The 26,828-nt window shown below is 66.4% G+C and carries 28 protein-coding genes and 1 tRNA gene; 13 read left to right on the top strand and 16 right to left on the bottom strand.

Annotated elements, in window-relative coordinates:
- Window positions 1-32: 32 nt before the first annotated feature.
- Together JI664_RS16215 and JI664_RS16220 are read left to right on the top strand one after the other, a co-directional pair.
- Window positions 33-200 (top strand): hypothetical protein, encoded by a 168-nt coding sequence (locus tag JI664_RS16215; protein ID WP_207014811.1) that lies wholly within the window; start codon window positions 33-35, stop codon window positions 198-200.
- A gap of 75 nt (window positions 201-275) precedes the next feature.
- Entirely contained in the window at window positions 276-776 is a 501-nt protein-coding gene (locus JI664_RS16220; protein WP_207014812.1) for a pyridoxamine 5'-phosphate oxidase family protein, read from the top strand.
- A gap of 3 nt (window positions 777-779) precedes the next feature.
- On the opposite strand, the gene JI664_RS16225 is transcribed toward JI664_RS16220, so the two are convergent.
- The 5 genes from JI664_RS16225 to JI664_RS16245 are packed head-to-tail and all read right to left on the bottom strand — an operon-like array spanning window position 780 to window position 7,315.
- On the bottom strand, window positions 780-1,688 hold the full coding sequence (locus JI664_RS16225) for a YihY/virulence factor BrkB family protein (RefSeq protein WP_207014813.1): 909 nt from the start codon (window positions 1,686-1,688) through the stop codon (window positions 780-782).
- A 14-nt stretch (window positions 1,689-1,702) separates the two neighbouring features.
- Complete coding sequence (gene pdeM, locus JI664_RS16230) at window positions 1,703-2,362, bottom strand: ligase-associated DNA damage response endonuclease PdeM (protein ID WP_207014814.1); 660 nt, start codon at window positions 2,360-2,362, stop codon at window positions 1,703-1,705.
- On the bottom strand, window positions 2,359-4,737 hold the full coding sequence (locus JI664_RS16235; protein ID WP_207014815.1) for a ligase-associated DNA damage response DEXH box helicase: 2,379 nt from the start codon (window positions 4,735-4,737) through the stop codon (window positions 2,359-2,361). Before JI664_RS16235 ends, pdeM begins: the two co-directional genes overlap by 4 nt.
- Complete coding sequence (locus JI664_RS16240; protein ID WP_207014816.1) at window positions 4,734-6,305, bottom strand: cisplatin damage response ATP-dependent DNA ligase; 1,572 nt, start codon at window positions 6,303-6,305, stop codon at window positions 4,734-4,736. Before JI664_RS16240 ends, JI664_RS16235 begins: the two co-directional genes overlap by 4 nt.
- The gene (locus JI664_RS16245) at window positions 6,302-7,315 is read right to left on the bottom strand and encodes a ligase-associated DNA damage response exonuclease (RefSeq protein ID WP_207014817.1); all 1,014 of its coding nucleotides are present in this window, start codon (window positions 7,313-7,315) and stop codon (window positions 6,302-6,304) included. Before JI664_RS16245 ends, JI664_RS16240 begins: the two co-directional genes overlap by 4 nt.
- Before the next feature lie 161 nt (window positions 7,316-7,476).
- Here JI664_RS16245 and JI664_RS16250 point away from each other — a divergent pair, with 161 nt between their 5' ends.
- From JI664_RS16250 to arsJ, 5 genes are all read left to right on the top strand, one after another.
- Window positions 7,477-8,481 (top strand): zinc-binding metallopeptidase family protein, encoded by a 1,005-nt coding sequence (locus JI664_RS16250; protein WP_207014818.1) that lies wholly within the window; start codon window positions 7,477-7,479, stop codon window positions 8,479-8,481.
- Entirely contained in the window at window positions 8,482-8,946 is a 465-nt protein-coding gene (locus JI664_RS16255; protein ID WP_207014819.1) for a nucleoside deaminase, read from the top strand. It begins immediately after the preceding gene.
- Between the two features lie 77 nt (window positions 8,947-9,023).
- On the top strand, window positions 9,024-9,842 hold the full coding sequence (locus tag JI664_RS16260) for a metalloregulator ArsR/SmtB family transcription factor (protein ID WP_207014820.1): 819 nt from the start codon (window positions 9,024-9,026) through the stop codon (window positions 9,840-9,842).
- A gap of 10 nt (window positions 9,843-9,852) precedes the next feature.
- The gene (locus JI664_RS16265; RefSeq protein ID WP_207014821.1) at window positions 9,853-10,863 is read left to right on the top strand and encodes an ArsJ-associated glyceraldehyde-3-phosphate dehydrogenase; all 1,011 of its coding nucleotides are present in this window, start codon (window positions 9,853-9,855) and stop codon (window positions 10,861-10,863) included.
- A gap of 80 nt (window positions 10,864-10,943) precedes the next feature.
- Window positions 10,944-12,164: an organoarsenical effux MFS transporter ArsJ gene (arsJ, locus tag JI664_RS16270; RefSeq protein WP_207014822.1), complete on the top strand. Its 1,221-nt coding sequence runs from the start codon at window positions 10,944-10,946 to the stop codon at window positions 12,162-12,164.
- Here arsJ and JI664_RS16275 read toward each other — a convergent pair.
- Both JI664_RS16275 and JI664_RS16280 read right to left on the bottom strand, forming a co-directional pair.
- Window positions 12,070-12,930, bottom strand: coding sequence for a TIGR03915 family putative DNA repair protein (locus JI664_RS16275; protein WP_207014823.1), 861 nt, complete (start codon window positions 12,928-12,930; stop codon window positions 12,070-12,072). The genes arsJ and JI664_RS16275 overlap by 95 nt on opposite strands.
- Complete coding sequence (locus JI664_RS16280) at window positions 12,930-14,168, bottom strand: putative DNA modification/repair radical SAM protein (protein ID WP_207014824.1); 1,239 nt, start codon at window positions 14,166-14,168, stop codon at window positions 12,930-12,932. Before JI664_RS16280 ends, JI664_RS16275 begins: the two co-directional genes overlap by 1 nt.
- A gap of 133 nt (window positions 14,169-14,301) precedes the next feature.
- Here JI664_RS16280 and JI664_RS16285 point away from each other — a divergent pair, with 133 nt between their 5' ends.
- Window positions 14,302-15,075 (top strand): alpha/beta fold hydrolase, encoded by a 774-nt coding sequence (locus tag JI664_RS16285; protein ID WP_207014825.1) that lies wholly within the window; start codon window positions 14,302-14,304, stop codon window positions 15,073-15,075.
- A gap of 16 nt (window positions 15,076-15,091) precedes the next feature.
- On the opposite strand, the gene JI664_RS16290 is transcribed toward JI664_RS16285, so the two are convergent.
- The 5 genes from JI664_RS16290 to JI664_RS16310 form a co-directional block, all read right to left on the bottom strand.
- Window positions 15,092-15,706, bottom strand: a complete 615-nt coding sequence (locus JI664_RS16290) for a DsbA family protein (RefSeq protein WP_207014826.1) — start codon at window positions 15,704-15,706, stop codon at window positions 15,092-15,094.
- 120 nt (window positions 15,707-15,826) lie between these two features.
- A tRNA-Thr gene (locus JI664_RS16295) sits at window positions 15,827-15,902 on the bottom strand.
- 186 nt (window positions 15,903-16,088) lie between these two features.
- Window positions 16,089-17,705: a heme biosynthesis protein HemY gene (locus tag JI664_RS16300; protein ID WP_207014827.1), complete on the bottom strand. Its 1,617-nt coding sequence runs from the start codon at window positions 17,703-17,705 to the stop codon at window positions 16,089-16,091.
- Window positions 17,706-17,711: 6 nt separating this feature from the next.
- Window positions 17,712-19,268, bottom strand: coding sequence for a COG4223 family protein (locus tag JI664_RS16305; protein ID WP_207014828.1), 1,557 nt, complete (start codon window positions 19,266-19,268; stop codon window positions 17,712-17,714).
- Between the two features lie 73 nt (window positions 19,269-19,341).
- The gene (locus JI664_RS16310) at window positions 19,342-20,046 is read right to left on the bottom strand and encodes a uroporphyrinogen-III synthase (protein ID WP_207014829.1); all 705 of its coding nucleotides are present in this window, start codon (window positions 20,044-20,046) and stop codon (window positions 19,342-19,344) included.
- 76 nt (window positions 20,047-20,122) lie between these two features.
- On the opposite strand from JI664_RS16310, the gene tsaD reads away from it, so the two are divergent.
- The 5 genes from tsaD (at window position 20,123) to JI664_RS16335 (ending at window position 22,997) form a co-directional block, all read left to right on the top strand.
- Window positions 20,123-21,202: a tRNA (adenosine(37)-N6)-threonylcarbamoyltransferase complex transferase subunit TsaD gene (gene tsaD / locus JI664_RS16315; protein WP_207014830.1), complete on the top strand. Its 1,080-nt coding sequence runs from the start codon at window positions 20,123-20,125 to the stop codon at window positions 21,200-21,202.
- An 11-nt stretch (window positions 21,203-21,213) separates the two neighbouring features.
- Entirely contained in the window at window positions 21,214-21,486 is a 273-nt protein-coding gene (locus JI664_RS16320; RefSeq protein ID WP_207014831.1) for a YciI family protein, read from the top strand.
- Window positions 21,486-21,899 (top strand): EVE domain-containing protein, encoded by a 414-nt coding sequence (locus JI664_RS16325; RefSeq protein WP_207014832.1) that lies wholly within the window; start codon window positions 21,486-21,488, stop codon window positions 21,897-21,899. Before JI664_RS16320 ends, JI664_RS16325 begins: the two co-directional genes overlap by 1 nt.
- Window positions 21,900-21,999: 100 nt before the next feature.
- Window positions 22,000-22,395: a DUF1761 domain-containing protein gene (locus JI664_RS16330; RefSeq protein WP_207014833.1), complete on the top strand. Its 396-nt coding sequence runs from the start codon at window positions 22,000-22,002 to the stop codon at window positions 22,393-22,395.
- A 29-nt stretch (window positions 22,396-22,424) separates the two neighbouring features.
- Window positions 22,425-22,997 carry an HD domain-containing protein gene (locus JI664_RS16335; protein ID WP_207014931.1) on the top strand — a complete coding sequence of 191 codons (573 nt, stop codon included), beginning with the start codon at window positions 22,425-22,427 and terminating at the stop codon, window positions 22,995-22,997.
- Window positions 22,998-23,031: 34 nt separating this feature from the next.
- Here the strand turns inward: JI664_RS16335 and JI664_RS16340 are convergent, their stop codons facing one another.
- From JI664_RS16340 to JI664_RS16355, 4 genes are all read right to left on the bottom strand, one after another.
- Entirely contained in the window at window positions 23,032-23,751 is a 720-nt protein-coding gene (locus JI664_RS16340; protein WP_207014834.1) for a hypothetical protein, read from the bottom strand.
- 98 nt (window positions 23,752-23,849) lie between these two features.
- Window positions 23,850-24,818 carry a ketopantoate reductase family protein gene (locus JI664_RS16345; RefSeq protein ID WP_207014835.1) on the bottom strand — a complete coding sequence of 323 codons (969 nt, stop codon included), beginning with the start codon at window positions 24,816-24,818 and terminating at the stop codon, window positions 23,850-23,852.
- 210 nt (window positions 24,819-25,028) lie between these two features.
- The gene (ahcY, locus tag JI664_RS16350; RefSeq protein WP_207014836.1) at window positions 25,029-26,429 is read right to left on the bottom strand and encodes an adenosylhomocysteinase; all 1,401 of its coding nucleotides are present in this window, start codon (window positions 26,427-26,429) and stop codon (window positions 25,029-25,031) included.
- Between the two features lie 150 nt (window positions 26,430-26,579).
- On the bottom strand, window positions 26,580-26,756 hold the full coding sequence (locus JI664_RS16355) for a hypothetical protein (protein ID WP_207014837.1): 177 nt from the start codon (window positions 26,754-26,756) through the stop codon (window positions 26,580-26,582).
- Window positions 26,757-26,828 lie beyond the last annotated feature (72 nt).

Raw genomic sequence — 26,828 nt, forward strand, 5'->3', positions numbered from 1 at the left:
GGCAGGGCGCGCAAACGCAGGATTGCCCGCCCATGACGAGGGAGCACGGCCTTACCTATGGCAAACACGGCAACAAGCTGAAGGGCGCGGTGGAGGGCGCGCAGGCCGACGAGAGGGCCGCTCGGACGGCGCTGGGGCACGCTGAGGGCAAGCTGAGCGCAAGGCGAAGTCCCGCCGAACACGTTTTCATGACCTTGTGACGGGCGCCGGACCGGGAACAGTCGGGCCAAGCGTCGCGTTGTCTGTACAAATCTCTTATGAAGAAAGGACAGACGATGAATGCCTATGCCTCCATCGTAGCTCATCCGCGCGACGCGCTGAAGGAAGGGCTGGAACGCGTCCGGGCCGGTATGCTGGGCGTCGACGGGTCCTCGCAGCACATGCAGCCGATGACGCATTTCCCCGACTGGGATGCGAACCGCATCTGGTTCCTGACCTCGAAAGACACCGATCTGGTTCGGTCGCTCAAGGCCGGGTCGCCCGCGAAGTTCTGCGTGACCGATCAGGAACACGGCTTCGATACCTGCATCAAGGGCCACCTGACCGAAGACCTTAATCGGGCCAAGCTGGACGAATACTGGTCGCCGGTCGCCGGTGCGTGGTTTCAGGGCGGCAAGGACGACCCCAAGCTGACCATGCTGCGCCTTGATCTGGTCGATGCGGCCCTTTGGGGATCGAGCGACAGCCTCGTCAAATTCGGCTTCGAGATCCTCAAGGCCAATATGAACGAGGACGAAACCCCCGATATCGGTGCGCATACCATCCTGCGCTTCTGATCCTCAGTCGTGGGGAATACGCTCGATCGACGTGACGGACGGCGGGGTTTCAGCCTCGTCGTCCCGTCGCGCATGGATCACCGCTTCGAGCGCGGCGTTCAGCTCGGCCCCGAGAAGGATCACATAGGCCGACAGCCAGAGCCATGTGAGCAACACGATCACCCCGGTCAGCGCGCCGAAGCTTTCCTGATAGCTCGCGAAATTCTCGGCGTAGAGCGAGAATCCGGCTGATGCGACAACCCACAACAGGCAGGCCACCACGGCACCCGGCAATGTCCAGTGCCAGCGATGGTGCCGGCGGTCCGGCCCATAGCGATAGATCACCGCGATGCCGATGGTCGAGATCGTGAACAAGACCACCCAGCGCGCGATCGAGATCCAGTTCTGCAGGTTCAGGTCCAGCGGAACGAATTTCAGGATCGCCGGAATGACCGCAATCGACCCCATGCCCAAGAGCACGCCGGTAATGACGAAGATCGACAGGATCACGATGGCGACCCAGCGCATGATGAAGGTGCGCCCTTCGACCCGGTCGAAGGCCACGTTCAACCCCTGCACCAGATGGCGCATCCCCCGCGCGGTGGAATAGAGCGCGACGAACAGGCCGATCCCGGCGGCGAGACCCAGCGATGACGAATCCGCCGCGACGACGGAATTCGCCTGATCGACGATCAGCTGCGCGGCGCTTGGCGGCATTCCGGCGGTGGCAGTGGCCACGGGGCTGGTGATTTCCTCGGGCGTGAAGAAGATGCCGAGCAGCGCCAGAACCGACCCCATCGCGGGAAAGATCGCCAGAAGCGCGTAAAAGGCGATACCCGCCGCAAGAAGGCCGATCTGATCGGTGACCATCTCGTTATACATCCGGCCGATGACCTGCCGTATCAGGCGCCAGCGCGAATTGCGCGGCGGCATGCCGATACCCGCCCTCATGCCCGGCGCCGCGCGGTTTGATGCCCGATCGGGCGCGACAGGATCTTCGACCCGCAAAGCAGCGCGATGCCGGGACCGACCAGCGTATCGAGCGGCGCGGACTCGCAATCGAGCCCGCCGGTATAGGTTCCGAAGGCGGGCAGGATCAGATGATCGGCGCCGACAAGGAAAGCCGGGCGCGCACGACCCGCCAGCCGCGCCTTGGGATGGTAATGGCCGCTGATATCGGGGCCTGTCTCGGCAATATGTCTCAGGGTCAGACCTTTTTCATGAATTTCCGAAGTAACGCTGCCGAAAGCCGGTAGCGCCTTTTCATCGTGATTGCCGGTGATCCAGCACCAGTTCCGCCCTTGCGCCATCGCGGCAAGCCGCGCCCTGTCGCTGGCGCGCAGGGCGTCGGGGGCGGCGGCGTCTTCGAATGCGTCCCCCAGCGACACCAGCCGGGCCACCGGCAGGGCGTCCAGTTCGGCCGCCAGTTTGGTGATCGTGTCCTCGGTTTCGTGCGGGGGCAGCAGTGCCCCGCCGCGCGCGGCCATTCGGGCCGATTTGCCCAGATGCAGATCCGCCACGATCAGCCAGCGCAGTTCGGGCCACCACAGCGCGCCGGATGGTCGGGCCTCGAACACCTGTCCGGCGAAGTCCACGCGCCGCGTCATGCCAGTCCCGCCTCGCGCATCAGGCGCTCGGCTTCGCGCTCCATCATCCGCTCGCGGCCTTCGCCATCGACCGAGACGCGCCCAATCTCCAGCAAAAGCGGCGCCGAAAGCGGCGTCACATGCGGTGCGCGCGCATGGTCGATGAGGGGGTTGGAGCGCAGCATATCCTCGATCCGGTCGTAATCCACCAGTCCCCGCCGCGCCTCGTCACGGGTGATCCGCAACAGCAGGTGGTCGGGGTCGTGCCTGCGCAACGTGTCATGGATGATGTCCGAGGAAAAGGTCGCCTGCTTGCCCGAGCGCCTTTGCCCCGGCAAGTTGCGCTGCATCAGCCCCGCAATCGTCGCAACGCTGCGAAACGTGCGTTTGATGAGCGAGTTATGGGCAAGCCAGTCGTCAAACCCGTCCTGCAGGGTATCGGCGCGCAACAGCAGGGCCGGGTCGTCGACCGGATCGACCGACCAGATCATCAGCGCGTAATCGGTGGTGACGAAGCCCAGCGGGCCAAGGCCCATCGCCTCCATCCGGCGCGAGATCAGCAGGCCCAGCGTCTGATGCGCGTTGCGGCCCGCAAAGCCCCAGATCGTCAGATGCCATTGCCCGCCGCGCGGAAAGCTCTCGCAAGCCAGAACGCCCGCGCGCGGCAGGACGGACAGGCGGCGCTGCATATCCAGCCAGTCGCGGATATCCGCGGGCAGCCGATGCCAGTCTTCCGGCTCGCCGATCAGCGCCTGGACCCGGTGCGACACCTGCAGGCTGCTGGCCATCTTCACGCCGCTATAGACCGCGATCCGGGGTTGTTTGCGCGGGGTATTCTGCACCTCGACCACCATCTCGCGCAGGCGCTCGAAAGCCACCACGCGACCGCCGATCAGAAACATGTCGCCGGGTTCCAGCGAAGCAGCGAAGCTTTCCTCGACCGTGCCCAGCGGCGCGCCGCCGCGCGCGCGGGCCATTCGGACATTCAGCTGTTCGGGATCGGTGATCGTGCCGATATTCATCCGGATCAGCTTTGCCGAGCGCGGATCGCGCAGATACCAGAGCCCTTTGCGTACCATCAGCCGCTGCCAGCGGTCGTAGGCTTTCAGCGCGTAGCCGCCCGTGGCGCAGAAATCGAGACAGGCGTCGAACTGCGCACGCGTCAGGGTCTGGTACGGGCCAGAGCTTCGGAATTCCTCGAACAAGGCGTCGGCCTCGAATGGCCCCGCGCAGGCGGTCAGCAGGATATGCTGGCACAGTACATCCAGCGGGCCGGGCCCGTGCGGCTGGCCGTCCAGATCGCGTGCCTGCACTGCCTCCAGCGCGACGATGCTCTCGATCACCTCGAAGCGGTTCGCTGGCACCAGCCGCGCGCGCGAGGGGGCGTCATAGCGGTGGTTCGACCGCCCGATCCGCTGCACCAGCCGCGTGACCAGCTTCGGCGCCCCGACCTGCAGCACCAGATCCACATCGCCCCAGTCGATCCCCAGATCCAGCGAGCCGGTGCAGACCACCGCCCTGAGCGCCCCCTCGGCCATCGCCTGTTCTACCCGTTGCCGCGCCTCGCGCGAGAGCGAGCCGTGATGCAGGCCGATGGGCAGGTTGTCGGGGTTGGCCTCCCACAATTGCTGGAAGAACAGTTCGGCCTGCGCGCGGGTATTGACGAAAATCAGCGTCATGCGCGCCTGCGCCACCGCCGCCATCACGTCGGGCACCGCGTAATGCGCGTTGCCACCGGCCCAGGGCGGCGGCTCCGAGGTCGGGAGCATGGCGATATCCGGCGCGGGCCCAGGATCGGCGCGCAGGATCTCGGCGCCGCCCATGAACGCGGCCAGCGCCTCGGGGTCGGACACCGTGGCCGACAGGCCGGTTACGGTCAGGCCCGGCGCCAGACTGCGAAGTCGCGCGATGCCCAGCATGGTCTGATCGCCGCGCTTCGATTCCGCCAGCGCGTGGATCTCGTCCACCACCACCCGCTTCAGGGATTTGAAAATCTTCGGCGCTTCCGGGTAGCTGGTCATCAGCGCCAGAGATTCCGGTGTCGTCAGCAGGATGTTCGGCGGATCGACCCGCTGGCGCGCGCGTTTGGCGCTCGACGTGTCGCCGGTGCGGTCCTCGATCCGGACCTTCAGCCCCATCTCGGAGACCGGCGCGGCGAGGTTGCGCGCTATGTCGGCGGTGAGCGCCTTCAGGGGCGACAGGTAGAGCGTGTGCAGCCCCTCGCCGCCGTTGGCCAGATCGACGAGCGAGGGAAGGAACCCCGCCAACGTCTTGCCCCCGCCCGTTGGCGCGATCAGCAGCGTGTCGCCCTTCGCCGCCAGCAGCGCCAGCTGGTGGGGATGCGGTTGCCATCCTCGCGCGGCGAACCAGTCGCGGAAGCGATCGGGCAGGCTCATGCGCCCATCCCGTCAAGGATGTCGGTCAGCGCGGTCAGGCGGTCGGCTTCGCCTGCGGGTTTGTCCCAGCGGATGCGGCTGATGCGCGGAAACCGCATCGCCACGCCGGATTTGTGCCGGGTCGAGCGGTTGAGCCCTTCAAAGGCCACCTCGACCACCAGCGTCGCCTTGAGCGAGCGGACCGGGCCGAAACGGTCGATCGTGTTCGCGCGAACGAACCGATCGAGGCGGTTGAGCTCTTCATCCGTGAAGCCGGAATACGCCTTGCCCACCGGCACCAGCGTATCGCCGTCCCAAAGCCCGAAGGTGAAATCCGAGTAGAAGCCCGAGCGTTTGCCGTGACCGCGCTGGGCATACAAGATCACCGCGTCGACGATCATCGGGTCGCGCTTCCATTTGAACCACGGCCCGCGCGGGCGACCGGCGGTATAGGCGCTGTCGAGACGTTTCAGCATCACGCCCTCGATCACCGCCGCCGGGGGATCGGCCCTTAGCGCGGCAAGACCGTCCCAATCGGTGAATTCCAGCCGTTCTGAGACGTCGAAGCGCGGCTCGTCCAGATCCGCAAGCGCCTGTTCCAGTCGCAGGCGGCGCTCGGACCAGGGCAGGGGGCGCATGTCTTCGCCCGCCCATGTCATCACATCGTAGATCCTGACCGCGGCGGGATGGCTGGACAGGATCGCCTTGGTCGGTGCCTTGCGGCCTAGCCGTTTCTGAAGGTCGCTGAACGGCGCGACGCTGGTGTCGCGCTTTATCAGAAGCTCGCCGTCCAGAGCGCCGTCGAAGCACATCCGCTCGACGATATCGGGAAAGGACCCCGAAATATCCTCGCCCGTTCGGGTGTACAGCTTGGCGGTGCCCCCCTCGGACACGGCCTGAATGCGGATCCCGTCCCATTTCCACTCGGCGGCATAGGCGGCAGGGTCCAGCGCGCTCAGATCCTCTTGGGTGACGGGCGTGGACAGCATCACCGGACGGAACGGCGCGCGGGCGGTGACTTCGGGACGCGGACCGCCTTCGAGCCATGTGAAAAGCGGGGCGAAGGGCGGCTCGAACCCGGACCAGAGTTCTTCGATGTCCTCGATAGGCACCTGCCCGATCCGGGCCAGCCCGGTCAGCGCCAACCGGGTCGAGATGCCCACCCGCAGCGCGCCGGTCACCAGCTTGATCAGCGCAAAACGCTCGGACGGGCCCAGTTCATCCAGCCAGCGGGTCATCAACCCCGGCACATCGGTCTTGCCGGCATCCGACAGGGCAACGACGATTTCGGTCAGCGGGATGTCGCGGCCCGTGCCGCGTTCGGGCCAGATCAGCGCGATGGTCTCGGCCAGATCGCCGACATAGTGATAGGACATCGCGAACAGCTCGGGATCCACGCGCTCGCCCACCAGCGCTCTGAGCAGCGCAGGTTTGGCCTGCCCGGTCTCAAGCCCGCCGGTCAGGGCGGCCAGTGCATAGCCGCGATCCGGGTCGGGCGTGTCGCGGAAATACCGCTCAAGCAGCGCGAGTTTGGCGTTGCGTCCGGGCGTGAAGGCCAGCCGCTCGAGCAGATCGGCAAAGGCCTTCATTCCGCGTCATCCTCGTAGCCCACCAGATGCAGAGGCCGGGCGCGGCGCTGTTCCAGCTCGGCCCATCGCATCAGCGCGTCGTCGCGGCCATGGGTGATCCAGAATTCCGCCGGGTTCAGCTCGCGCAGGGTGCGGGTCAGATCGGGCCAGTCGACATGATCGGAAATGACCAGCGGCATCTCGACCCCCCGTTGCCGGACCCGCCCCCGGATCTGCATCCAGCCCGAGGCGAAGCCGATCACCGGATCGCTGAAGCGCTGCACCCACGGGCTGGAAAAGGCCGAAGGCGGCGCGATGACCACCGCTTCGCGCAATGTCTTAGCCTCGGCCTTGTACATCGTGGCCGGGCGCAGGTCGCCCAGCGGCACGCCCTGTTCGATGTGATACTCGCACAGCCGTTGCAGCGCGCCGTGGATATAGATCGGTGCGTCATAGCCTGCCTGCCGCAGCAGCATGATGACCCGCTGAGCCTTGCCCAGTGCATAGGCGCCGATCAGATGCGCGCGCTCAGGGAAGGCGCGGACCGAGGCCAGCAGGCGCGCGATCTCGTCCTGCGGCGGCGGGTGGTGGAAGACCGGCAGCGCAAAGGTGGCTTCGGTCACGAACAGATCGCAAGGAACGGGTTCGAAGGGCGCACAGGCGGGATTGTCCACCCGCGAGTAATCACCCGAAACGACGGCGGTCACGCCACCCTGCCGCAGCGCCACCTGACACGAGCCGATCACATGCCCTGCGGGGTGAAAGCTGACCTCGACCCCGCCCAGATCCATTCGCCCCTCGGCGGCCTGCGTGACCCGCGCGAACTCGGCCCCGTAGCGGATCGCCATGATGTCGAGCGTCTGGCGCGAGGCCAGCACGGTGTCGTGCCCGGCACGGGCGTGATCGGCGTGACCATGGGTGATCAGTGCGCGCGCCACCGGGCGCACCGGGTCGATATGGAAATCGCCGGCGGGGCAATACAGCCCCTCGGGACGGGGCAAAAGCAGCTGGGTAAACGAGTCGCTCTGCATGTGACCTGTCTTCTGCGGTGTCCTTTGGCTGCGCGAGCGTGTACCATGCCCGCGATGCTCTGCAGGCGCGCTGTCGTCTGCACAGGCTGCTGCGCCCGTTGAAACCTTTTCAACCCGGCAGTGTTATAGTGGTGCCCCGTCACCAAGTCTCAAGGTCCGCCATGCGCCGCTTTCGTTGTCCTTCGTGTCAGCACGAAGTGTTCTTCGCCAATACCTCGTGTCTCAATTGCGGCACGGTGCTGATCTACAAGCCCGGTGCCGGTTTTTCCGTCAGCACGGAGGATTCCGTGCCTTGCGCGAACCGCGACAGCATCGGCTGCAACTGGATCGCCGATGAGGGGCAGGATCTGTGCCTGTCCTGCGCGCATACGGTTGTGGTCCCCGATCTCAGCATCGACGGCAATCTCGACCGCTGGGCACGGATCGAAGCGGCGAAACGCCCGGTCATGCGCTCGCTGTTCCATATGGGGCTGCCGCTGCGCGACGCGGACGGCAACCCTGCCCCGGTTTTCCAGCTCAAGGGCGATCCTGTCGATCGCAACAGGCCGCGGGTGCTGACGGGCCATGCCCGCGGAACCATCACGCTCAACATCGAAGAGGCCGATGACGATCAGCGTGAATCGATGCGCAGTGCCATGGGCGAGCCCTATCGCACCCTGTCGGGCCATTTCCGTCACGAAGTCGGGCACCATTTCTGGGCCCTGCTGACCGAGGCCGATCCAAACGCGCTGGACGAATTGCGCACGGTTTTCGGCGATGACCGGCAGGATTACGGCGAGGCGCTTGAGGCGCATTATCGCAACGGTCCGCCGCCCGACTGGGAAAAGCGCTTCATCTCGGCCTATGCCAGTTCGCATCCATGGGAAGATTTCGCTGAAACCTGGGCGCATGTGATGCACCTGCTCGACGGGATCGAAACGGCGCGTGCCTTCAATCTGATCCCCGGCGACCTGCCGCTCGACCCGGCCGATCTGATCGCGCTGCCGATGGCGCATCTGGCCAAGGCGTGGATCGAATTGTCGGTGGCGCTGAATGTGGTCAATCAGGCGATGGGGCACGAGACGTTCTATCCCTTCGTGCTCAACCGCGCGGTCATCGCCAAGATGGAAGCGGTGCGCCGGCTGATCGCCGGCTCCAGCCTTGTCCAACCCCGCGAGGCCGCCTGAATGCACAATGTCACGGATGCCGAACGCGCCGCCATGGCGGAACTGGTTCGACGCGCGCATGATGCCTCGCACGAGCCGGGCAAGGCGGGGATCGCCGCCGCGTTGCTGTGCGACGGCGAGATCATCGCCGAGGGCGCGAATCATGTCCATCTGCAGAACAACCCCACGCTGCACGCCGAAATCGTCGCGCTCGGTCGCGCGGCAGAGGCGCTGGACCGGCCCGACCTGTCGGATTGCACCCTGCTCAGCACCCTGCAGCCCTGCGAGATGTGCCTCGCCGCGATGCGTTTCGCGGGTATCAACCGGGTGATCTTTGCTGCCCGGCAGGAAAACGTGCCGCCCCGATATTTCGCCTTTCCACACCTTAAACTCAGCGATTTCCTCGGCCCTGACGCACGGTTCAAGGCCGTCGGCGGGTTGATGGAGGCCGAGGTGCTGCCGCTCTACGAACACGGGCAGGAATAGCACCGCCCAAGACCGCCGCCATCGGGTGTCATGGAAGTGTCACTTGAATGCAAAAATGATTCCTGTATTCCGGAATCATGGAAACGAATGACGCCGCCCTCGCCTTCTCGACCCTCGGCCATCCCGGCCGCCTGTCGGTGTTCCGGCTTCTGATGCGCTTCGCCCCGCGCGGCGTGCGCCCGACCGAGATCGCCGCCGCGCTGGATCTCAAGGCGAACACGCTGTCGCACCACCTCGCCGATCTGTCCGCTGCCGGGCTGGTCCGCGCCGAACGGCAAGGCCGCAATCTGTTCTATGCGGTCGAGATGGACCGCGCCGAGGCGCTGGTCGGCTATCTGGTGCTCGATCTCGGGCGCGGGCGGCCACAGCTCGCCTCGCCGCTGCAGGCCCCCGAAACGCCGCCCGACCGTGTCTTCAACGTCCTCTTCCTGTGCACCGGGAACTCGGCCCGCTCGCTGCTGGCCGAGGCTCTTTTGCGCGATCTGGGGCAGGGCCGTTTCCGGGCGTTTTCGGCGGGTACCCATCCGCGCGCGCAGCCGCATCCGCTGACGCTGGACCTGCTGAAGCGCAACGATCACGACATCACCGGGCTGCGCTCCAAATCCGTTGCCGAGTTCCGCCAGCCTGACGCGCCCTCGCTCGATTTCGTCTTCACCGTCTGCGATTCCGCCGCCGCCGAAGATTGCCCGCCCTGGCCCGGACAGCCGATTTCCGCCCATTGGGGGCTGCCCGACCCCGCCGGGGCCGAGGGCAGCGAGGCCGAGCGCGCCCTTGCCTTTGCCCGGACCTATGCCGCGCTGCACCGCCGGATCACCGCCTTTGTCGCCCTGCCGCTTGCCACGCTCGACCGGATGGCGCTGCAGGACGGTGTCGACGACCTATCAATCCTGACCTGAAGGAGCCGCCATGCCCCGCATCGCCCTCAACGGCCTCGGCCGGATCGGAAAACTCGTGCTGCGCGATCTCGTCGACAGCGGCATCGCCGGGGATATCGTTCTGCTCAACGATCCGGTCGGAGATGCCGAGCAACACGCGCTGCTTCTGGAATTCGACAGCGTGCATGGCCGCTGGCCCCGCGCCATCACGGCGGGCGACGGCGGCCTCGGGATCGGCGGCATCCAGATGCGCCTGACCGCCCACCGCCGGATCGAGGATCTGCCGCTTGCCGAAATGGGCGTCGATCTGGTCATAGACTGTACGGGCGTGTTCAAGACCGGCGCCAAACTGCAGCCCTATCTCGACGCCGGGGTGAAGAAGGTGGTGATTTCGGCGCCCGTGAAGGACGGCGGCGCGCTGAACCTCGTCTACGGCATCAACCACGATCTTTACGACCCCGCGCAGCACAACCTTGTCACGGCGGCGTCCTGCACCACCAATTGCCTCGCCCCGGTGGTCAAGGTGATCCATGAGGGGCTGGGTATCCGCCATGGCTCGATCACCACGATCCACGATGTGACCAACACCCAGACCATCGTCGACCGCCCCGCCAAGGACATGCGCCGCGCGCGCTCGGCCCTGACCAACCTGATCCCCACCACCACCGGATCGGCCAGTGCCATCACGCTCATCTACCCTGAGCTCAACGGCAAGCTGAACGGCCATGCGGTGCGCGTGCCGCTGCTCAACGGCTCGCTCACCGACTGCGTCTTCGAAGTCGAGCGTGAAACCGACGCGGAATCCGTCAACGCCCTGTTCAAATCCGCCGCCGAGGGCCCGCTCAAAGGCATCCTCGGCTACGAAACGCGCCCCCTCGTCTCGTCCGATTTCACCAACGACCCGCGCTCGTCGATCATCGACGCGCCCTCGACGATGGTGGTGAACGGCACGCAGGTGAAGATCTACGCCTGGTACGACAATGAATGGGGCTATGCCTGCCGGCTGGGCGACATCGCCCGCATGGTCGCCGCCGCTCTCTGATCTTCACTTTGTCTCAAATACTCTCGGGGGTCCGGGGGCAGACAGCCCCCGGTTCCGCACTCTCCGCCCGGAGCGCCGCCATGCATGTTGCCCATCCCATTCGCGCCTATGCCGCCGTCACCGCCGCCTATTGGGCCTTCATGCTCACCGACGGCGCGCTCAGGATGCTGGTGCTGTTGCAGTTCAACGCACTGGGCTTCAGCCCGGTGCAGCTGGCCTGGCTGTTCCTGCTTTACGAGGTCGCGGGGATCATCACCAATCTCTACGCGGGCTTCCTGGCCGCGCGGTTCGGGCTGGCCGCGACGCTCTATGCCGGCCTCGGCTTGCAGATCGCCGCCCTGCTGGCGTTGACGCAGCTTGATCCGGGCTGGTCCATCGCGGCCTCAGTCGTCTTTGTCATGGCGGTGCAGGGCGTGTCGGGCGTGGCCAAGGATCTGGCCAAGATGTCGTCGAAATCCGCCGTCAAGCTGCTGGCGCCCGAAGGCGGGCTGTTTCGCTGGGTGGCGGTGCTGACCGGCTCGAAGAACGCGGTCAAGGGCGCGGGCTTTTTCCTCGGCGCGGCGCTGCTGGCGCTGGCGGGCTTTGCCGCGTCGCTGTGGGTCATGGCCGGTGTGCTGGCCGTCATCCTGCTGGCGGTGGCGCTGTTCCTGCCACCGGGCCTGCCCGCCAAGGACAAGAGCGCGACCTTCGCGGGCTGGCGGTCGTCCGATCCGCGCGTGAACCGGTTGTCACTGGCGCGGATGTTCCTGTTCGGCGCGCGCGACGTGTGGTTCGTGGTCGGCATCCCGGTCTATTTCCACGCGGTCCTGTCGGATGGCACCGACGAGGGGCGGCGCACGGCATTCTTCATCGTCGGCGGTTTCATGGCTTTGTGGATCATCGGCTACGGCGCCGTGCAGGCGCTGGCGCCGCGTATCCTGCGCGAGGGCGACACCACGGCCAAGGCGATCCGATGGGCCGGGTTTCTGGTGCCGATCCCGCTGGCGTTGGCGCTGGCGGCGTGGCTGGCGGGCGGGCCGCAGGACTGGCTGACCGTGACGTTGATTGCGGGCCTGTTGCTGTTCGGCTTCGTCTTCGCGGTCAATTCCTCGGTCCATTCCTACCTGATCCTTGCCTTCGGACAGGCCGACCGCATCACCCGCGACGTGGGCTTTTACTACATGTCGAACGCCGCCGGGCGGCTTCTGGGCACGCTGTTGTCGGGCGTCAGCTATCAGCTGGGCGGAGTGGTCCTGTGTCTGGCCGTGGCCGGGGCGATGGCGGCGCTGGCCTGGCTGGCGACGCTGCGGCTGCGGGCCTAGAGCGTTCGATCATTTCCAGCTCGCGCCCGCGTGCGCCGGCGATCAACTCGGGGATCAGCGCGGTTTCGGGCATATTCTTCCAGTATTTCTTGGGCATTTCCGACAGCATCGCCTTGGTCATCAGACGCGCCGGGTTGAAAATCGAGCGGTAATAGGTCTGCCAGACCGCCTCGACCGGGTCGTCCGAGGGGGCATCGCCCTTGGCGGCGGGTGGCCCCTCGGACAGCGTTTCGCCGTCCCAGTGCAGGCAGCCCAGCGGCGTCAGGATCGACCAGCGCATCGTGGCGAAGCGGCCGGTGAAGAAACCGGCATTGGCGCGCAGGATGTGGTGTTCGGGCTCGAACCACGCGACATAGCGCGGGCCGTCATCGTCCTGCATCTGCCGGAACCGCACGAAGGCGCGCATTTTGTGGATGTCGCGCCGCACCTGCCGCTCCAGCATCGTCACCCGGCGCAGCGCCGTGTCCGCGCGGTCGCCCATCATGCCGGGCTGGCATAGAACGCGCAGCAGCAGCGCATAGAGCAGGGCCCAGCGTTGCGGCTCGGCATGCAGCAGCGCGCGGCTGGCCAAGGCCATGAAGGATTTCGGCACGCTCAGCGCGCCGCCTGCAGGGATCGCTTGCGCCGTCTCGCCGAACAGGTCGCCGGCAGCGTCGCCCACCTGCCAGAGCACCTGATCTGCAGGCACCCCGGCGCAGGCCAGCCCGCGCGCGGCCTCGCGCCAGCCGTCGATGTCATCCTCGCGCGCCAGCCGGACGACGTGCATCAGAACAGCTCCAGCTGCACGGATTTCGGTTTGACCAGCGCTGACAGATCCTCGCGGTCGGCCAGCGCCACCGGGCGCCAGTCGGCGGCGATCAGGAACGGCCTGAGCTTGGTGATCGACGTGGTCATGCGCCCCAGATCGGCCAGCGTCAGGCTGCGGTGACGGCGCGCGGCGAGGATGTTCTTCACCGCCCGCGTGCCCAGCCCCGGCACCCGCAGCAGCATCTCGCGCGGGGCGCGGTTCACGTCGACTGGAAAGGCATCGCGGAATTTCAGCGCCCATGCGAGTTTCGGGTCGATATCGAGGGGCAGCATTCCGCTGTCATCGGCGGCGGCCTGCACCTCGGTCGGGGCAAAGCCATAGAACCGCATCAGCCAGTCGGATTGATAAAGCCGGTGCTCGCGCATCAGCGGCGGGCGCTTCAGCGGCAGCACGGCCGAGGCATCGGGGATCGGACTGAAGGCTGAGTAATAGACCCGCTTGAGCGAAAAGCGCTGGTACAGCCCCGAGGCCCGCCCGACGATATCGCGGTCGGTGGCGGCGTCCGCACCGACGATCATCTGCGTCGATTGCCCCGAGGGCGCGAAGCGCGGCGCGTGGCGGTAGCGTTTGCGCGCGTCCTTGCCGTCGAGAATGGCGGTCTTCATCCCGTCCATCGCGCCCTCGATCCGGGGTTCGGATTTCTCGGGCGCAAGGCGGGTCAGACCGTCGCGGGTGGGCAGTTCCACGTTGATCGACACCCGGTCGGCATGGACGCCTGCCGCATGGATCAGCGCGGGATCGGCGTCGGGGATGGTCTTCAGGTGAATGTAGCCGCGGAAATGATGGTCCTGCCGCAGGCTGCGCGCGACCTCGACGATCTGTTCCATCGTGTAGTCGGGCGACTGGATGATGCCCGAGGACAGGAACAGCCCCTCGATGTAATTGCGGCGATAGAAATCCAGCGTCAGATCCACGACTTCCCGTGCCGTGAATCGTGCCCGCCGTGTGTTCGAGGATTTGCGGTTGATGCAGTAATGACAGTCGAAGATGCAGGCATTGGCCAGCAGGATCTTCAGCAGCGAAATGCAGCGCCCGTCCGGGGTATAGGCGTGGCAGATGCCGCTGCCGGTGGTCGAGCCGATGCCCTTGCCCCCTTTCGAATCGCGCTTGGTTGCGCCGGACGACGCGCAAGAGGCATCATATTTCGCGGCATCGGCAAGAATGCCGAGTTTTCCGGCCAGATCGAGACGGGACATGGGGCTGCTCAACGGGTTGTTTTGGGTCCGAACATAACATGAACAAATGCCCGAGTCATCGGGCTACGCGCTTGTGCGCGGCGCTTGACGCCTGCACCCGTCCGCCGCAGCCTGCGCGTCAGGGGGAAATGGCATGACGGCACAGGGACAAACGGGGCTTTACGCGGAACGCGGCGGTTCGGGCGATCGGCTGGTCGTGCTGTTGCACGGGCTGGGCGCGACCGGCGCGGTCTGGCACCGGGTCGCGCCGCTGATCGCGGCGCGCGGCTGCCGCTGGATCGCCCCGGATCTGCGCGGGCACGGGGCCTCACAGCTTGGCGGGCCGTTCGGTTTTGGCAATCATGCCGCCGATGTCACCGCGCTGCTGGCGGACGAGGACCCGGAAAAGACGCTTCTTCTGTGTCATTCCTTTGGCGGCGTGGTCGGGGCGCTGGCGTCTGGCGGGCTGTTCGGTCTGCCCCCCGCGCGGCTGGTGACACTGGGCACGAAGCTCGACTGGGACGACGAGGAAATCGCCGGGGCCCATGCGCTTGCCGTCAAACCCACACGGGTTTTCGCGACCGAGGCCGACGCCCGCGAGCGCTTCGCCAAGGTGTCGGGGCTCTGGGGCCTTGTTCCGCCCGACGGGCCCGAAGTCGCGCCCGAAATGGCGCGCGGTGTGGTCGCCGAGGGCGGGGGATACCGGCTGGCCATGGATCCGCGCGTCTTCACTGCCGTGGGTCCGCACATCGATGCGATCTTCGCGGCGGTCAAGGCGCCGCTGCGGGTCGCGGCGGGAAGTGATGACCCGATGGTCAGCCTGTCCGCGATGCAGCGTCACGATACCGGGGCCGTTCAGCTGGCGGGTCAGCCGCACAATGCCCATGTCACCGCTCCCGACGCGGTGGTGTCGCTGCTTCTGGATTAACGCGGTTCCTGGCGTGTCACGCCCGCGCATCGGCGATGGCGGCTTCCAGCTCGGGCAGGTCCATCGCGCCGTGGAACTGCGCGCTGCCGATCACGAAAGAGGGGGTGCCGTAAAAGCCGAAAGTCTCGGCTTGCGCGGCGTTGCGCGCCAGCAGCGGATCCCAGCGCGCGCGATTCTCGTCATAGGCGGCCATCGCCTCGTCTGGAGAGACCACGCTGCCCACGATATCGGCGATCACGTCGAAAGCCAGCTCGCCGCGTGTCTCCATCAGCGCGTGATTGACCTCGGCATACTGACCCAGCGAGGCCGCGCCCAGAGCCAGCTGCGCGGCATAGACCGAGGCCACGCCGAAAACCGGCCAGTCCTTGAGCACCAGCCGGGTATTGCCGTCGCGGGCGACAAGATCGGTGATGAGCGGATGCATCGCTTTGCAAAACCCGCATTGGTAATCGAAATACTCGACCAGCGTGACGTCGCCATCGGGATTGCCCAGCACCGGCGCGTCGGGATCGAAGCGCACCAGGTCCGCCGTTTCCTGCGCGAACAGCGCGCGCGGCGTGGCCATGCCAAGCACGCCCAGAGCCGAAGCCTGCGCAAGAAAGGCGCGGCGATGCGGGTTGCGAAGGGGCATGGGCGTCTCCTGTCCGGTTCTGCCATGAATAATCGTCTGCAACAGCGCAGGATCAAGGGCGCTGCGTGGTTGCAGCACCCGGTTCGGCGAAGATCGGCGTGGGAGGTGGTGAGAGAAGAATGGTGCCGCTGAAGGGACTCGAACCCCCGACCCCATCATTACGAATGACGTGCTCTACCAGCTGAGCTACAGCGGCACTCTTCTCGGTCCGGCCCTGAAAGGGCCATCGCGGGCATCGTCTAAACGATTGCCGGGCAGTGTCAATTGGAAGCCTGAGACTTCCCGGCCCGGCGCCGCGAACGGGCTGCTCTTAGCACCGGGCCCGGGGCGTATCCAGCCCCTTTTTTCGGCCCGGCGCGTTCCCTTGCAGGCTGTGCCCGGCTTACAGACCCATCCGCCGTGTCTGTGCCAGATCGATGACCTTCTGATCCTCGCCCTCGGCGTCGGGATCGGCGGATTGCGTGTCTTCGGCCTTCTGGCTCTGCGGTTTGTCCTCAGCGGTGTCCGCATCTTGGGGCGTCGCGGCGGGGGCCTCGGTCACGGGTTCTTCCACCTCGGGCGCGGGCGCTTCTGGCTCGGGGTCGATGGTTTCCGCCTCGGCGGCGGCTTCGGCCTCGGCCGGGGGCAGGGCGCCGACGATCAGCGGCAGCATCTCGGTCCCGGTCGCGCTGGGCCCCGACGTGTCGGCGGTTTCCTTCCACGACAGCGTGTCGAAAGCGCCGCAATGGCCGCAGATCGCCTGCCACGACGCGTGCTCATGCGCGCAGTTATCGCAGACCCATTGCGGGCCTTTCGGCGCGATCAGCGCGCGGGCCAGCCAGCCCCGCACCACCGCGTCGGGCGAGCCTTCGCCGCGTTCGATGGCGGCCATGATGGTCATCACGCGCTGCGTCGGATGCGATTCGTGCAGGGTGCCGATGGCGCGGCGGGCGGCCGGGAAATCCTCGGCCGCGATGAGCAGCTCGGCACGGGTCATCTGCGCTTCGGGCCCCGGAACCGTCGAGAGCAGCCACTCAAACCGGGTGGCGCGCTGGGCGGCGGTTTCATCGGGCGCAATGGCGGCATAGGCCTGCGCCAGTTCGGGATGCGGCTGCGCTTTCCACGCGCGGCGGATCACCTTGGAAGCCGGATTGGGCTTGCCGCGACTGGCCAACGCACGGGCGGCAGCGGCGGCGGCTGGGATCAGCTCGGGCGATTCCTTGTTCGCCTCGATCGCCAGATCCTGTGCGACCTGAGTGTTGCCCTTGGCGTCTTCGGCGGCGGCCTGCTGCAGGGTCAGCACGGCATCGCGGCGCTTGTAGACGGGCTTGGGCAGCCGCCCGGTGCGCGACGTTTCCAGAAGCGTCTTGCGCGCGCCCGGCCAGTCACCCGCCTGATTTTGCAGCGCCAGCAGCCGGTCCTGCGTCGGCGCATGGCCGGGACGGATGCTGAGCGCGGTCTCGGCCAGCTTGCGTGCCTTGGTGTCGTTGCCCGCTTCGACCTGCTGAGCCATCAGCCCCTGCACGCCAACAAACCGCGCGCGGTCATCGTCGAGCAGGCGCTTGTAATACTCCTCGGCCATTTGGGTGTTGCCCTTGGTCTGCGCCGCCTGCGCGATCAGCAGGTTGGTGAGCGTCTGCTCTTCCATCAGGCTTTCGGCGCGGCGGCCCTTGTTCAGCGCCTTGTCGCCATCGCCCGCGGCCAGCGCGAGAAACCCGTCGGTCAGCGCGCCAAGGCCCCGCTTCTGGCGGTTACGCTCGAAATAGCGGCTGATCGCGGTGTCGTCGCCATTGATGAAACGCAACGTTGCGACCAGCAGTCCCGCGAGCTTCATCAGCAGCCACAGCAGGGCCACCAGCAGGATGGCGGCAATCGCCATCTGCACCGGCCCCAGCGTGAACTCGGTATTGGCGATGGCAATGCGCAGCCCGGCTTCCTGATTGGTGAGCGCCTCGACACCCAGCACGAGCCCCGCGACCACCGCGAGGAACAAAACGATCTTCAGTACGGTCCAGAACATCGTCGGTTACTCCTCGTCACGATCGAGTTGCGCGCGGACATCGTCCAACGCCTGAAGCACGCTCAGCCGGGTTTCGGCCTTGGCGCGCCACTGTGCCATTTCCGCCGCGGGGTCGCCCGTCAGCGTATCGAGTTCGCTCAGCGTTCCCGTGATGTCGCCCTGCCGCAGGGCGGCCTCGGCGCGCGACAGCACGGCATCCACATCATCGCCCGGGCGCGGCGCGAGCGAGCGCGCGCCGGTCTGGGCGCGGAAGAATTCGCTGACCCGTTCGCCGAGCGAGGCGTTTTCCGGGATCGGCTGCGCCGCCAGTGCCGCGCGCGCGGCGACCGAGAAGTCGTCTTGCAGCGTCGCAAGCGGGGTGATGCCGTCCGCCATCGCGTTCAGCGGCTCGGGCACTGCGTCGCCGATCGCGTCCTGCAGCCGCGTCAGGGCGTCAGGCGCGGGTTCGCCCGATTCGCTGGCGGCGGTCAGTTCGGCCAGCGCGCCGCGCGCGACGGTCCGGGCCTGACGGGCTTCGACATCTTCGGCCTGTGCCTCGACAGTGTCGGCGCGCTGTTGCAGCGCCGCCTCGGCATCGGCAGTGGCGGTCGAGACCGCGCTGTCGATGCGGCTGTCGATGCTCGCCTCAAGCTCGGCCAGTTGCGAGGTCAGCGCGCCGATGGCGGTGTTCATCGCCTCTTCGCTTACGCCGTCGCTCTCTTGCGATTCCAGCGCCGTCACGCGGTCTTGCAGCGGGGACAGGTCGACGATGGCGCCCTGATCGCTTTCCAGTTCGCTTTCCAGCGCGGCAACGCGGTCTTCAAGCGGTTGCAGGTCCGACGCGGTCAGCCCGGTCGACCGTGTTTCAAGCGCGCTCACCCGTTCGGCCAGATCGCTGTTGTCGGTGCCGCCCTGCCATCCGTTCGGCAGGAAGATCAGCACCGCCAGTGCGCCGAGAGCGGCAGCGACGAAGCCGCCCAGAATCATCGGCATCGCGCCGCCACCGCCCGAAGACGCGGGCGCGGCGGGGGGCGCGGGCGGCGGCGTGTGCCCTGTGCTTTCGACCGATGGCGCGGTCGCGGTTTCTGCGGGGGTCATGGTCACCCCCGGCTTGCGCGGATCGCCGCCCGGTGCCGGCGTGCCCGCAGGCAGCCGCGCGGGGGCCGCGCTGTCGTCCGAGGCGGTCAGAGCCGGATCCGCCGCGCTGACAGGCGGCTCGGCGGCGTCGGCGGGTGCGCTCGCCTCTTGCGTGTCTTCGACGCCTTCGATCAGGTCGGGCGTCTTGGCGGGCGGGGTTTCCGGCGTGGGCGCCAGTTCGGGGCCGGTCGTGTCGTCTTCGGCATTTGCCGACGTCACGCTGTCAGACGATGAGCGCGCGGCGGCCGTCTTGCTGCGCGCGCCGCTTTTCGTGCCCGCGCTCTTGGATGTGTTCTTGGCCGAGCCTTTGGCGCTGCCCTTGGCCGTGCCGGGCGATGACGGCGTGGCGGGCGCGGTGTCGGCGCCCGTCCCGTCGGTGTCGTCGATGGCTTCCGCCTTGCCCCCTGGGGTCTCTGCCTTGGGTCGGCTACGCGTATTACGGGCCATCGATACCTCCAGTCACGTTCGCGGCGCCAGAACCGGGCACCTTTCTGAGTCTTAGCCTGCCCCCATCGGGGTCTCAAGCCGCCGGGGCGTCCTGCGACATCGCTTCCGCCAACGCAGCGATGACCGCGTCGCCATTCGGGGCCTCGGCGATGATTGCACGGGCACGCAGCGAACGGGGCAGGGCGTCGGCGCAGGCTTCACTGATTGCCACGGGCACAAGTCCGGACAGGGATACAACCCCCGGCTGCCGCGCAAGTTCCGTCGCGGCGCGCGGTGAATAGAGCGGCGCGAAGATGCGTCCGGCGCGGGCGAGCCTGTCGGGCAAACCGGGCGGGAACGGTTTCGCGCGCGATTCGTAGACCGCGACGCTGCGGATCTCGAGTTCCGGCAGCGCCGCGACGACGTCGCGCGACCAGTGCACGCCATGGGCATAGACCAGCGGCCCCTCGGGGTGTTCGGATCGCAGCGCGTCGATCAACTCGCCCGCTTCGGCCCCGGCGGCCACCGCGTCGAACCCGGCCGCGCGCGCGGCGGCGGCGGTCTTGCGCCAGACGCACCACGCTTTCAGTGGCGGCAACGGCGGCAATGCGGGCACGGCATTGGCCGAGGTCAGGATCAGCCCTTTCGCCCCTTCGAACACCGCCGGGTCATAGGGCGCGGGCGCGACACCGAAGAGCGGCGCGATGATCGGCTCGTGCGCGGGGCAGCGATCCTGCGCCGTTTTCGCCGACACCGCGCTTTCGGGGTCGGGCCGTGTCCAGAGGATGAGGGGCAGCATCGGCATGTCTCGTGGCATTGTCTGCGAAGAGCGCCGATGCTACCCCCGTCTAAAGGCCAGACGCAACCGGACGGACATGACTCGGACGCTGACAATCCTCGGCATTGAATCGAGCTGCGACGATACCGGCGCGGCTGTGGTTCGCGCGGCTGACGGCGCGGCGCCCGAAATCCTTGCCAATATCGTTGCCGGCCAGACCGAGCTGCACGCGGCCTTCGGCGGTGTCGTGCCGGAAATCGCCGCGCGTGCCCATGCCGAAAAGCTGGATCTGGTGATCGAAGAGGCTTTGGGCCGTGCGCGGCTGACGCTCTGCGATCTCGATGCCATCGCCGTCACCGCCGGGCCGGGGCTGATCGGCGGCGTGTTGTCGGGGGTGATGACCGCCAAGGGGCTGAGCGCTGCTACCGGCCTGCCGCTGGTCGGGGTGAACCATCTGGCCGGTCACGCGCTGACGCCACGGCTGACCGACGGGCTGGATTTTCCCTATCTGATGCTGCTGGTCTCGGGCGGGCATTGCCAATTCCTGCGTGTCGACGGGCCGGAAAGCTTTTCGCGCCTTGGCGGGACGATCGACGATGCGCCGGGCGAAGCATTCGACAAATGCGCCAAGCTTCTGGGCCTGCCGCAACCGGGCGGTCCCGCAGTCGAGGCCGAGGCGAAGCAGGGCGATCCCAAGCGCTTCGCGTTCCCGCGCCCGCTTCTGGACCGGCCCGGCTGCGATCTGAGCTTTTCGGGCCTGAAAACCGCGCTGTTGCGCGCGCGCGATGCGGTGGTGGCCGACAAGGGCGGGCTGACCCGGCAGGACCGCGCGGATCTCTGCGCCGGGTTTCAGGCGGCGATTGCCGATGTGCTGGCCGAGAAATCCCGCCGCGCGCTGGCGCAATGCCCCGGCATCACCGCTTTTGCGGTGGCGGGGGGCGTCGCGGCCAATGCCACGCTGCGCGAGCGGCTGACGGCAGCGGCGGGCGATATTCCCTTCGTTGCGCCGCCGCTTGCGCTGTGCACGGATAACGCCGCGATGATCGCCTGGGCCGGGCTGGAACGCCTGCGGCTCGGCGCGCAAGACGACATGACCCTGAGCGCCCGGCCCCGCTGGCCGCTTGACACTGCCGCCGCTCCGCTTATCGGCTCGGGCAAACGCGGCGCGAAAGCCTGAGGAGAGACACCATGCCCCTGTTTGCCCTGATCTGCACAGACAAGGCCGAATGCGAAGAGCTTCGGAAAACCACCCGCGACGAACATCTCGGCTATCTCAACACGACCGGGAAAACGGTGATGGCGGGGCCGTTCCTTGAAGACGGCCACATGACCGGCTCGCTGGTGGTGATCGACGTGGCCGACCGCGCCGAGGCCGAGGATTGGGCGGCCAACGATCCCTATGCGCGGGCGGGTCTGTTCGCCAAGGTGCGCATCGAAGAATGGAAAAAGGTGATCGGCTGATGGCCCACTGGCTGATGAAATCCGAGCCCAACAAGTTCTCGTGGGATCAGCTGGTCGCCAAGGGCGAAGCGGGCGAGGAATGGGACGGCGTGCGCAACTATCAGGCGCGCAACAACATGCGCGCGATGGCACTGGGCGACACGGTGTTCTTCTACCATTCGAATATCGGGCTGGAAGTCGTCGGCATCGCCGAAGTCTGCGCGCTGTCGCATCCCGACAGCACGACCGATGATCCGCGCTGGGATTGCGTCGATATCCGCGCGGTCAAGCCGATGCCGCGTCCCGTCAGCCTGAAAGAGATCAAGGCCACGCCCGAGCTGTCCGAGATGTCGTTGGTGACGTCGATGCGGTTGTCGGTGCAGCCGGTGACCGAAGACGAATGGAAGCTCGTTTGCAAGATGGGCGGTCTGTAAGGCACGGCGCGTGGCCCGAGAAAATCCGGGTGTCACTTACAACTTCCCAGCGACGGATTGTCGCGCTAGCCTGCGGGAAAAGCGTAAGGGAGCGCAATTTATGGATTTTCTCGCAGTCATCGTAACGGCGGTGGTGGGCTTTGCCATCGGCGCTCTGTGGTACGGCGTATTCTCGCGGGCTTGGGTGGCGGCGTCGGGCGTGCCCACCGACGACAAGGGCGCGCCGCGCGACAGCGCCAATCCTGTGACCTATCTCGGCGCCTATCTCTGCATCCTGCTCGTTGTGGGCATGATGCGCCATATCTTCACCATGTCCGCCGTCGTCTCGGTCAATGACGGCGTCGTCGCGGGGCTGGGGATCGGGCTGTTCCTGATCGCGCCGTGGATCGCGCTGAACATCTTCTTTTCGCAGCGTCCCAAGGTGCTGATCCTGATCGACGGCGGTTACGCGGCGATTGCCTGCGCGATCATGGGCGGTGTGCTGGTGTTGTTCTGATGTCCGGGCAGACGGTTTCCTTCACCCGCATGAAAGACGGCACGGCCGAGGATTACGCGCTACTGGCCGAGCTGGAAAAACCCTTTATCGCCACCACCGCCGAGCGCGTCCTTGCCGAGCTTGCCCGTCACGGCGAGGCGACGCTGGAAGGCTATCGTATCACGCGGCTCGAGCACGGATTGCAGGCCGCGACCCGGGCCGAGCGCGATGGGGCCGATCTCGACTGGATTGTCGGCGCCTTGCTGCACGATATCGGCGACGGGCTGGCCCCGCAGAACCACGACCGTTTCTCGGCCGAGGTGATCCGCCCCTTCGTGCGCTGGGATGTCGCCTGGGTGGTCGAGCATCACGGGATTTTCCAGATGCTCTATTACGGCCATCATTATGGCTGGGACCGTAACGCGCGCGAGCGGTTCCGCGACCATCCCTGTTTCGATGCCTGCGCCGAATTCTGCGAGCGCTGGGATCAATCCTCGTTCGATCCGGACTATGACAGCCTTCCGCTGGACCATTTCGCGCCGATGGTACGCGAGGTCTTCGGGCGCAAGGCTTATGATCCTGCCGTGATCTGCGAGGGCGAGGTGACGACGCTGACGGTGTAAACCCGTCCGCGCCTTAAATCCCGGAATTGGGCGGTCAGGCCGCGCCTTTGCCCATCCGGCGGCGCAGGACCAGCATCGCCACAAACAGCACGGCCCCCAGCGCGGCAAGGCCCGCAACCGGCGTGTTGAGCGGATCGCCATTGCGTACCACGACCGCGATCAGCGCCCAGATCAGCGCCAGCGCGTAGCCCGGCGCGCGCATCACCCGCGACTGCACCACAAGCCCCAGAACCAGCGCGATCATCAGCGCGACAAGCGCTGCGGGCGTGGCGTCCATGATGCCCCAGCCTGCCAGCAGCAGACCGACCGAAACCGACGCCGCCGCCGTCAGCCAGCCCGCATAGGTGGCGATGGGCGCCTGAAACCACCAGCGATCACGCTTGGGCGTCTTGAACAGCGCGACCAGAGCGGTCGCCAGCATCGCCCAGATCAGCACCGTCGCACCAATCGGCGTACGCTCGGCCAGCGCCAGCCAGAACGTGCCCATGGCAAGGCTGGCCAGCAGCCAGGGCCGGGCGGGCTGCCATGCCGGATGCTCAGGACGCTTGATGAGACCAAACACCGCCGACAGGATCAGCCAGACATAGAGCAGCCCCCAGATCGAAAAGGCATAGCCTGCGGGCTGTACCGGCGGGTTTTCCTGCGGCACCGGGAACAGGCTGGGATCGAAGCCTGCGAAGCTGGTGACGAAGAACGGCGACACGGCGAAGGTCACCGAGACGACAAGGGTCAGGATGGCAAGCAAGCGCGACATGATGGAACCTCGGGTATCGGAGGGGCAGAGGCGCCCTTGACAGGGATGTAACCTTGAAAGGCCAAGTTCAACAGCATTTTCATCCGCGCAACCCGCGCTCAGGCAAGCCCCAGCTCGGCCAGCGTGGCCTGAAGATCCAGCGTCCCGGGTTCGATCCCGTCGCGCAGCATCCGCACGGCCAGCGCCATCAGCGCATCGTTGACCGGGGTTTTCACGCCATGCAGGCGGCCCAGATAGCAGATCTCGCCGTTCATGTAGTCGGTCTCGACCGAATTGCCGCGCTGGAAGCTCTGCAGGGTCGAATTCGACATCGCGGGCGCGCCGGGAACCTCGCGCAGGTTCATGTATTTCTCGCGCCGCTCGTCCTTGGTGCTGACATCGACGAAATCGATGCCAGCGGCTTTGTAGACAGCGATGGCTTCGCTTTGCGCGGCCTTGCGCAACGCGCCATCCGGCGCCGAGGGACCAAAGGCCGCGCCCGAGATATTACCGAGATTGAGCAGCAGCTTGCCGTATTTCGACGCCATCACGTCGGGCTTCACGAACGCCGCGAAACCGGCGGGCCAGAGCAGCTCGACCAGCGCTTCGTCGGCGGCGTCGGAGCCTTTCGGAAAACGGCCGATATCGAACATCCCCAGCTTGGGCGTGCAATGCGAAACGACTTCGCCGGGGGTCAGGTAGGTGCCCGGCAGCATCACCGTCATGCCGTGCACGTTGGGGAACATCCGCAGCGCCAGAGGCTCGTTCGCGACGCCGTTCTGGGTGCAGAAGATCGGCTGATCGGTCACGCCCGCCATCCGCAGCGCTTCCAGCGCGGGCTGGGTGTCCTGCGTCTTCATGCACAGAAGGATTGCGTCATCGGGGCGAAAGTCGATCTCAGCCGGCGAGCCGACCATCGGTACCGCGATCACCTCGTCCATGTCGGGGCTCATCACCCGCAGGCCCTTGGCCTGAACCGCCTCAAGCATCCGGCCCCGCGCGATGCCGATCACCTCGGCCCCCGATTTCGCCAGCGCGCCCGCCAGTACCCCGCCGATCGCGCCGACCCCGTAGACGATGATGCGCATGTAAGCCTCCTGTCCGTTTGCCGGTGTTATGGCCCCAAGTTCGCGCGGGCCGCAAGCAAGATGGTGAACAGGTTCATGATTGCGCGGGGGCAGGGCAGGCGCGGGGCAGGAACTGGGCGCTCTCGCTGCCTTGCGCTGAGTTCGGGGGCGAAAACGCAAACGGAGGCCCGGGGGCCTCCGTTCTGTCGTGGCAGGTCCCGGTTGCCGGGATCAGTAGCGGTAATGCTCGGACTTGTAGGGGCCGTTGACGGTGACGCCGATGTACTCCGCCTGTTCGGTCTTCAGCTCGGTCAGCTTGACGCCGATCCGGTCCAGATGCAGGCGCGCGACCTTTTCGTCCAGATGCTTGGGCAGGATGTAGACACCCGGCGCGTATTCGCCCTTCTTCGTCCACAGCTCGATCTGCGCAAGCACCTGATTGGTGAACGAGGCCGACATCACGAAGGACGGGTGCCCGGTCGCGTTGCCGAGGTTCAGCAGGCGGCCCTGGCTCAGCAGGATCATGCGATTGCCCGTGGGCATCTCGATCATGTCCACCTGATCCTTGATGTTGGTCCATTTGTGGTTCTTCAGCGCGGCGACCTGAATTTCGTTGTCGAAATGGCCGATATTGCCGACGATCGCCATGTCCTTCATCTCGCGCATATGCTCGAGACGGATGACATCCTTGTTGCCGGTGGTGGTGATGAAGATGTCCGCCGTTGCGGCCACGTCTTCCAGCGTGACGACTTCGAAGCCGTCCATCGCCGCCTGAAGCGCGCAGATCGGGTCGATCTCGGTCACTTTCACCCGCGCGCCCGCGCCGCGCAGCGAGGCGGCCGAGCCTTTGCCCACATCGCCATAGCCGCAAACCACGGCCACCTTGCCGGCCATCATCGTGTCGGTCGCGCGGCGGATGCCGTCGACCAGCGATTCCTTGCAGCCGTACTTGTTGTCGAATTTCGACTTGGTGACCGAGTCGTTGACGTTGATCGCCGGGAAGGGCAGCAGGCCCTTCTTGTGCAGGTCATAGAGACGGTGAACGCCGGTGGTGGTTTCTTCCGACACGCCCTGAATTTCGGCGCGCTGCTTGGTGAACCAGCCGGGCGAGGCCGCCAGACGCTTCTTGATCTGCGCGAACAGCGCCTCTTCCTCTTCCGAGGTCGGCACGTCGATCAGGCCCGTTTCCCCGGCTTCGACGCGCGCGCCCAGCAGGATGTAGAGCGTGGCGTCGCCGCCATCGTCGAGGATCATGTTGGCCGTGCCGCCTTCACCGCCGAACTGGAAGATCCGGTCGGTGTATTCCCAGTATTCGACCAGCGTTTCGCCCTTGATGGCGAAGACCGGCGTGCCGGTCGCGGCGATGGCAGCGGCGGCGTGGTCCTGCGTCGAATAGATATTGCACGAAGCCCAGCGGACATCCGCGCCGAGGGCCTTGAGCGTCTCGATCAGCACGGCGGTCTGAACGGTCATGTGCAGCGAGCCCGCGATCTTCGCGCCCTTGAGGGGCTTCGAGGTGCCGAACTCGTCGCGGCAGGCCATCAGGCCGGGCATTTCGGTTTCGGCGATGTCCAGTTCCTTGCGGCCGAATTCCGCAAGCGAGATGTCCTTGACGATGTAGTCCGCAGCCATGTCCGGCTCCTGTTATGTCCTTATTTTGAAGCTCAGATAACACTGCGCCCCCGATGCGGCAATGCCGCGCCGGGGGACAGGGTTTCGCAAGGGTTTATCGCCGGAAAGACCGGGCGGCGCACAGAGCGCTGCAAGGAGCGCGGCAACAGGTCAGAACCTGTCAGACCAGCTCTCACCCGGAAGCCGGCCCGAACGCGCGCTGACGGGGGCATCGTCGAACCACGGCAGGGTCGAGCGCCGGTCGCGCTGCTGCGGCGCAGCTTTGCGCTCGGGTTGCGTTTCGGTCCGGGTGGCAACGCGGAAGGCGGAATTCAGAATGCCGAACATGAGGGATCTCCTTGGGGTGGCATGGCGTGTTCTTGACTGTTCCCTATGTGCCAAATCCCGCCGTGATTCTGA

Origin of the sequence: Rhodobacter sp. NTK016B, assembly GCF_017303295.1 — a bacterium.
Taxonomy (GTDB): domain Bacteria; phylum Pseudomonadota; class Alphaproteobacteria; order Rhodobacterales; family Rhodobacteraceae; genus Pararhodobacter.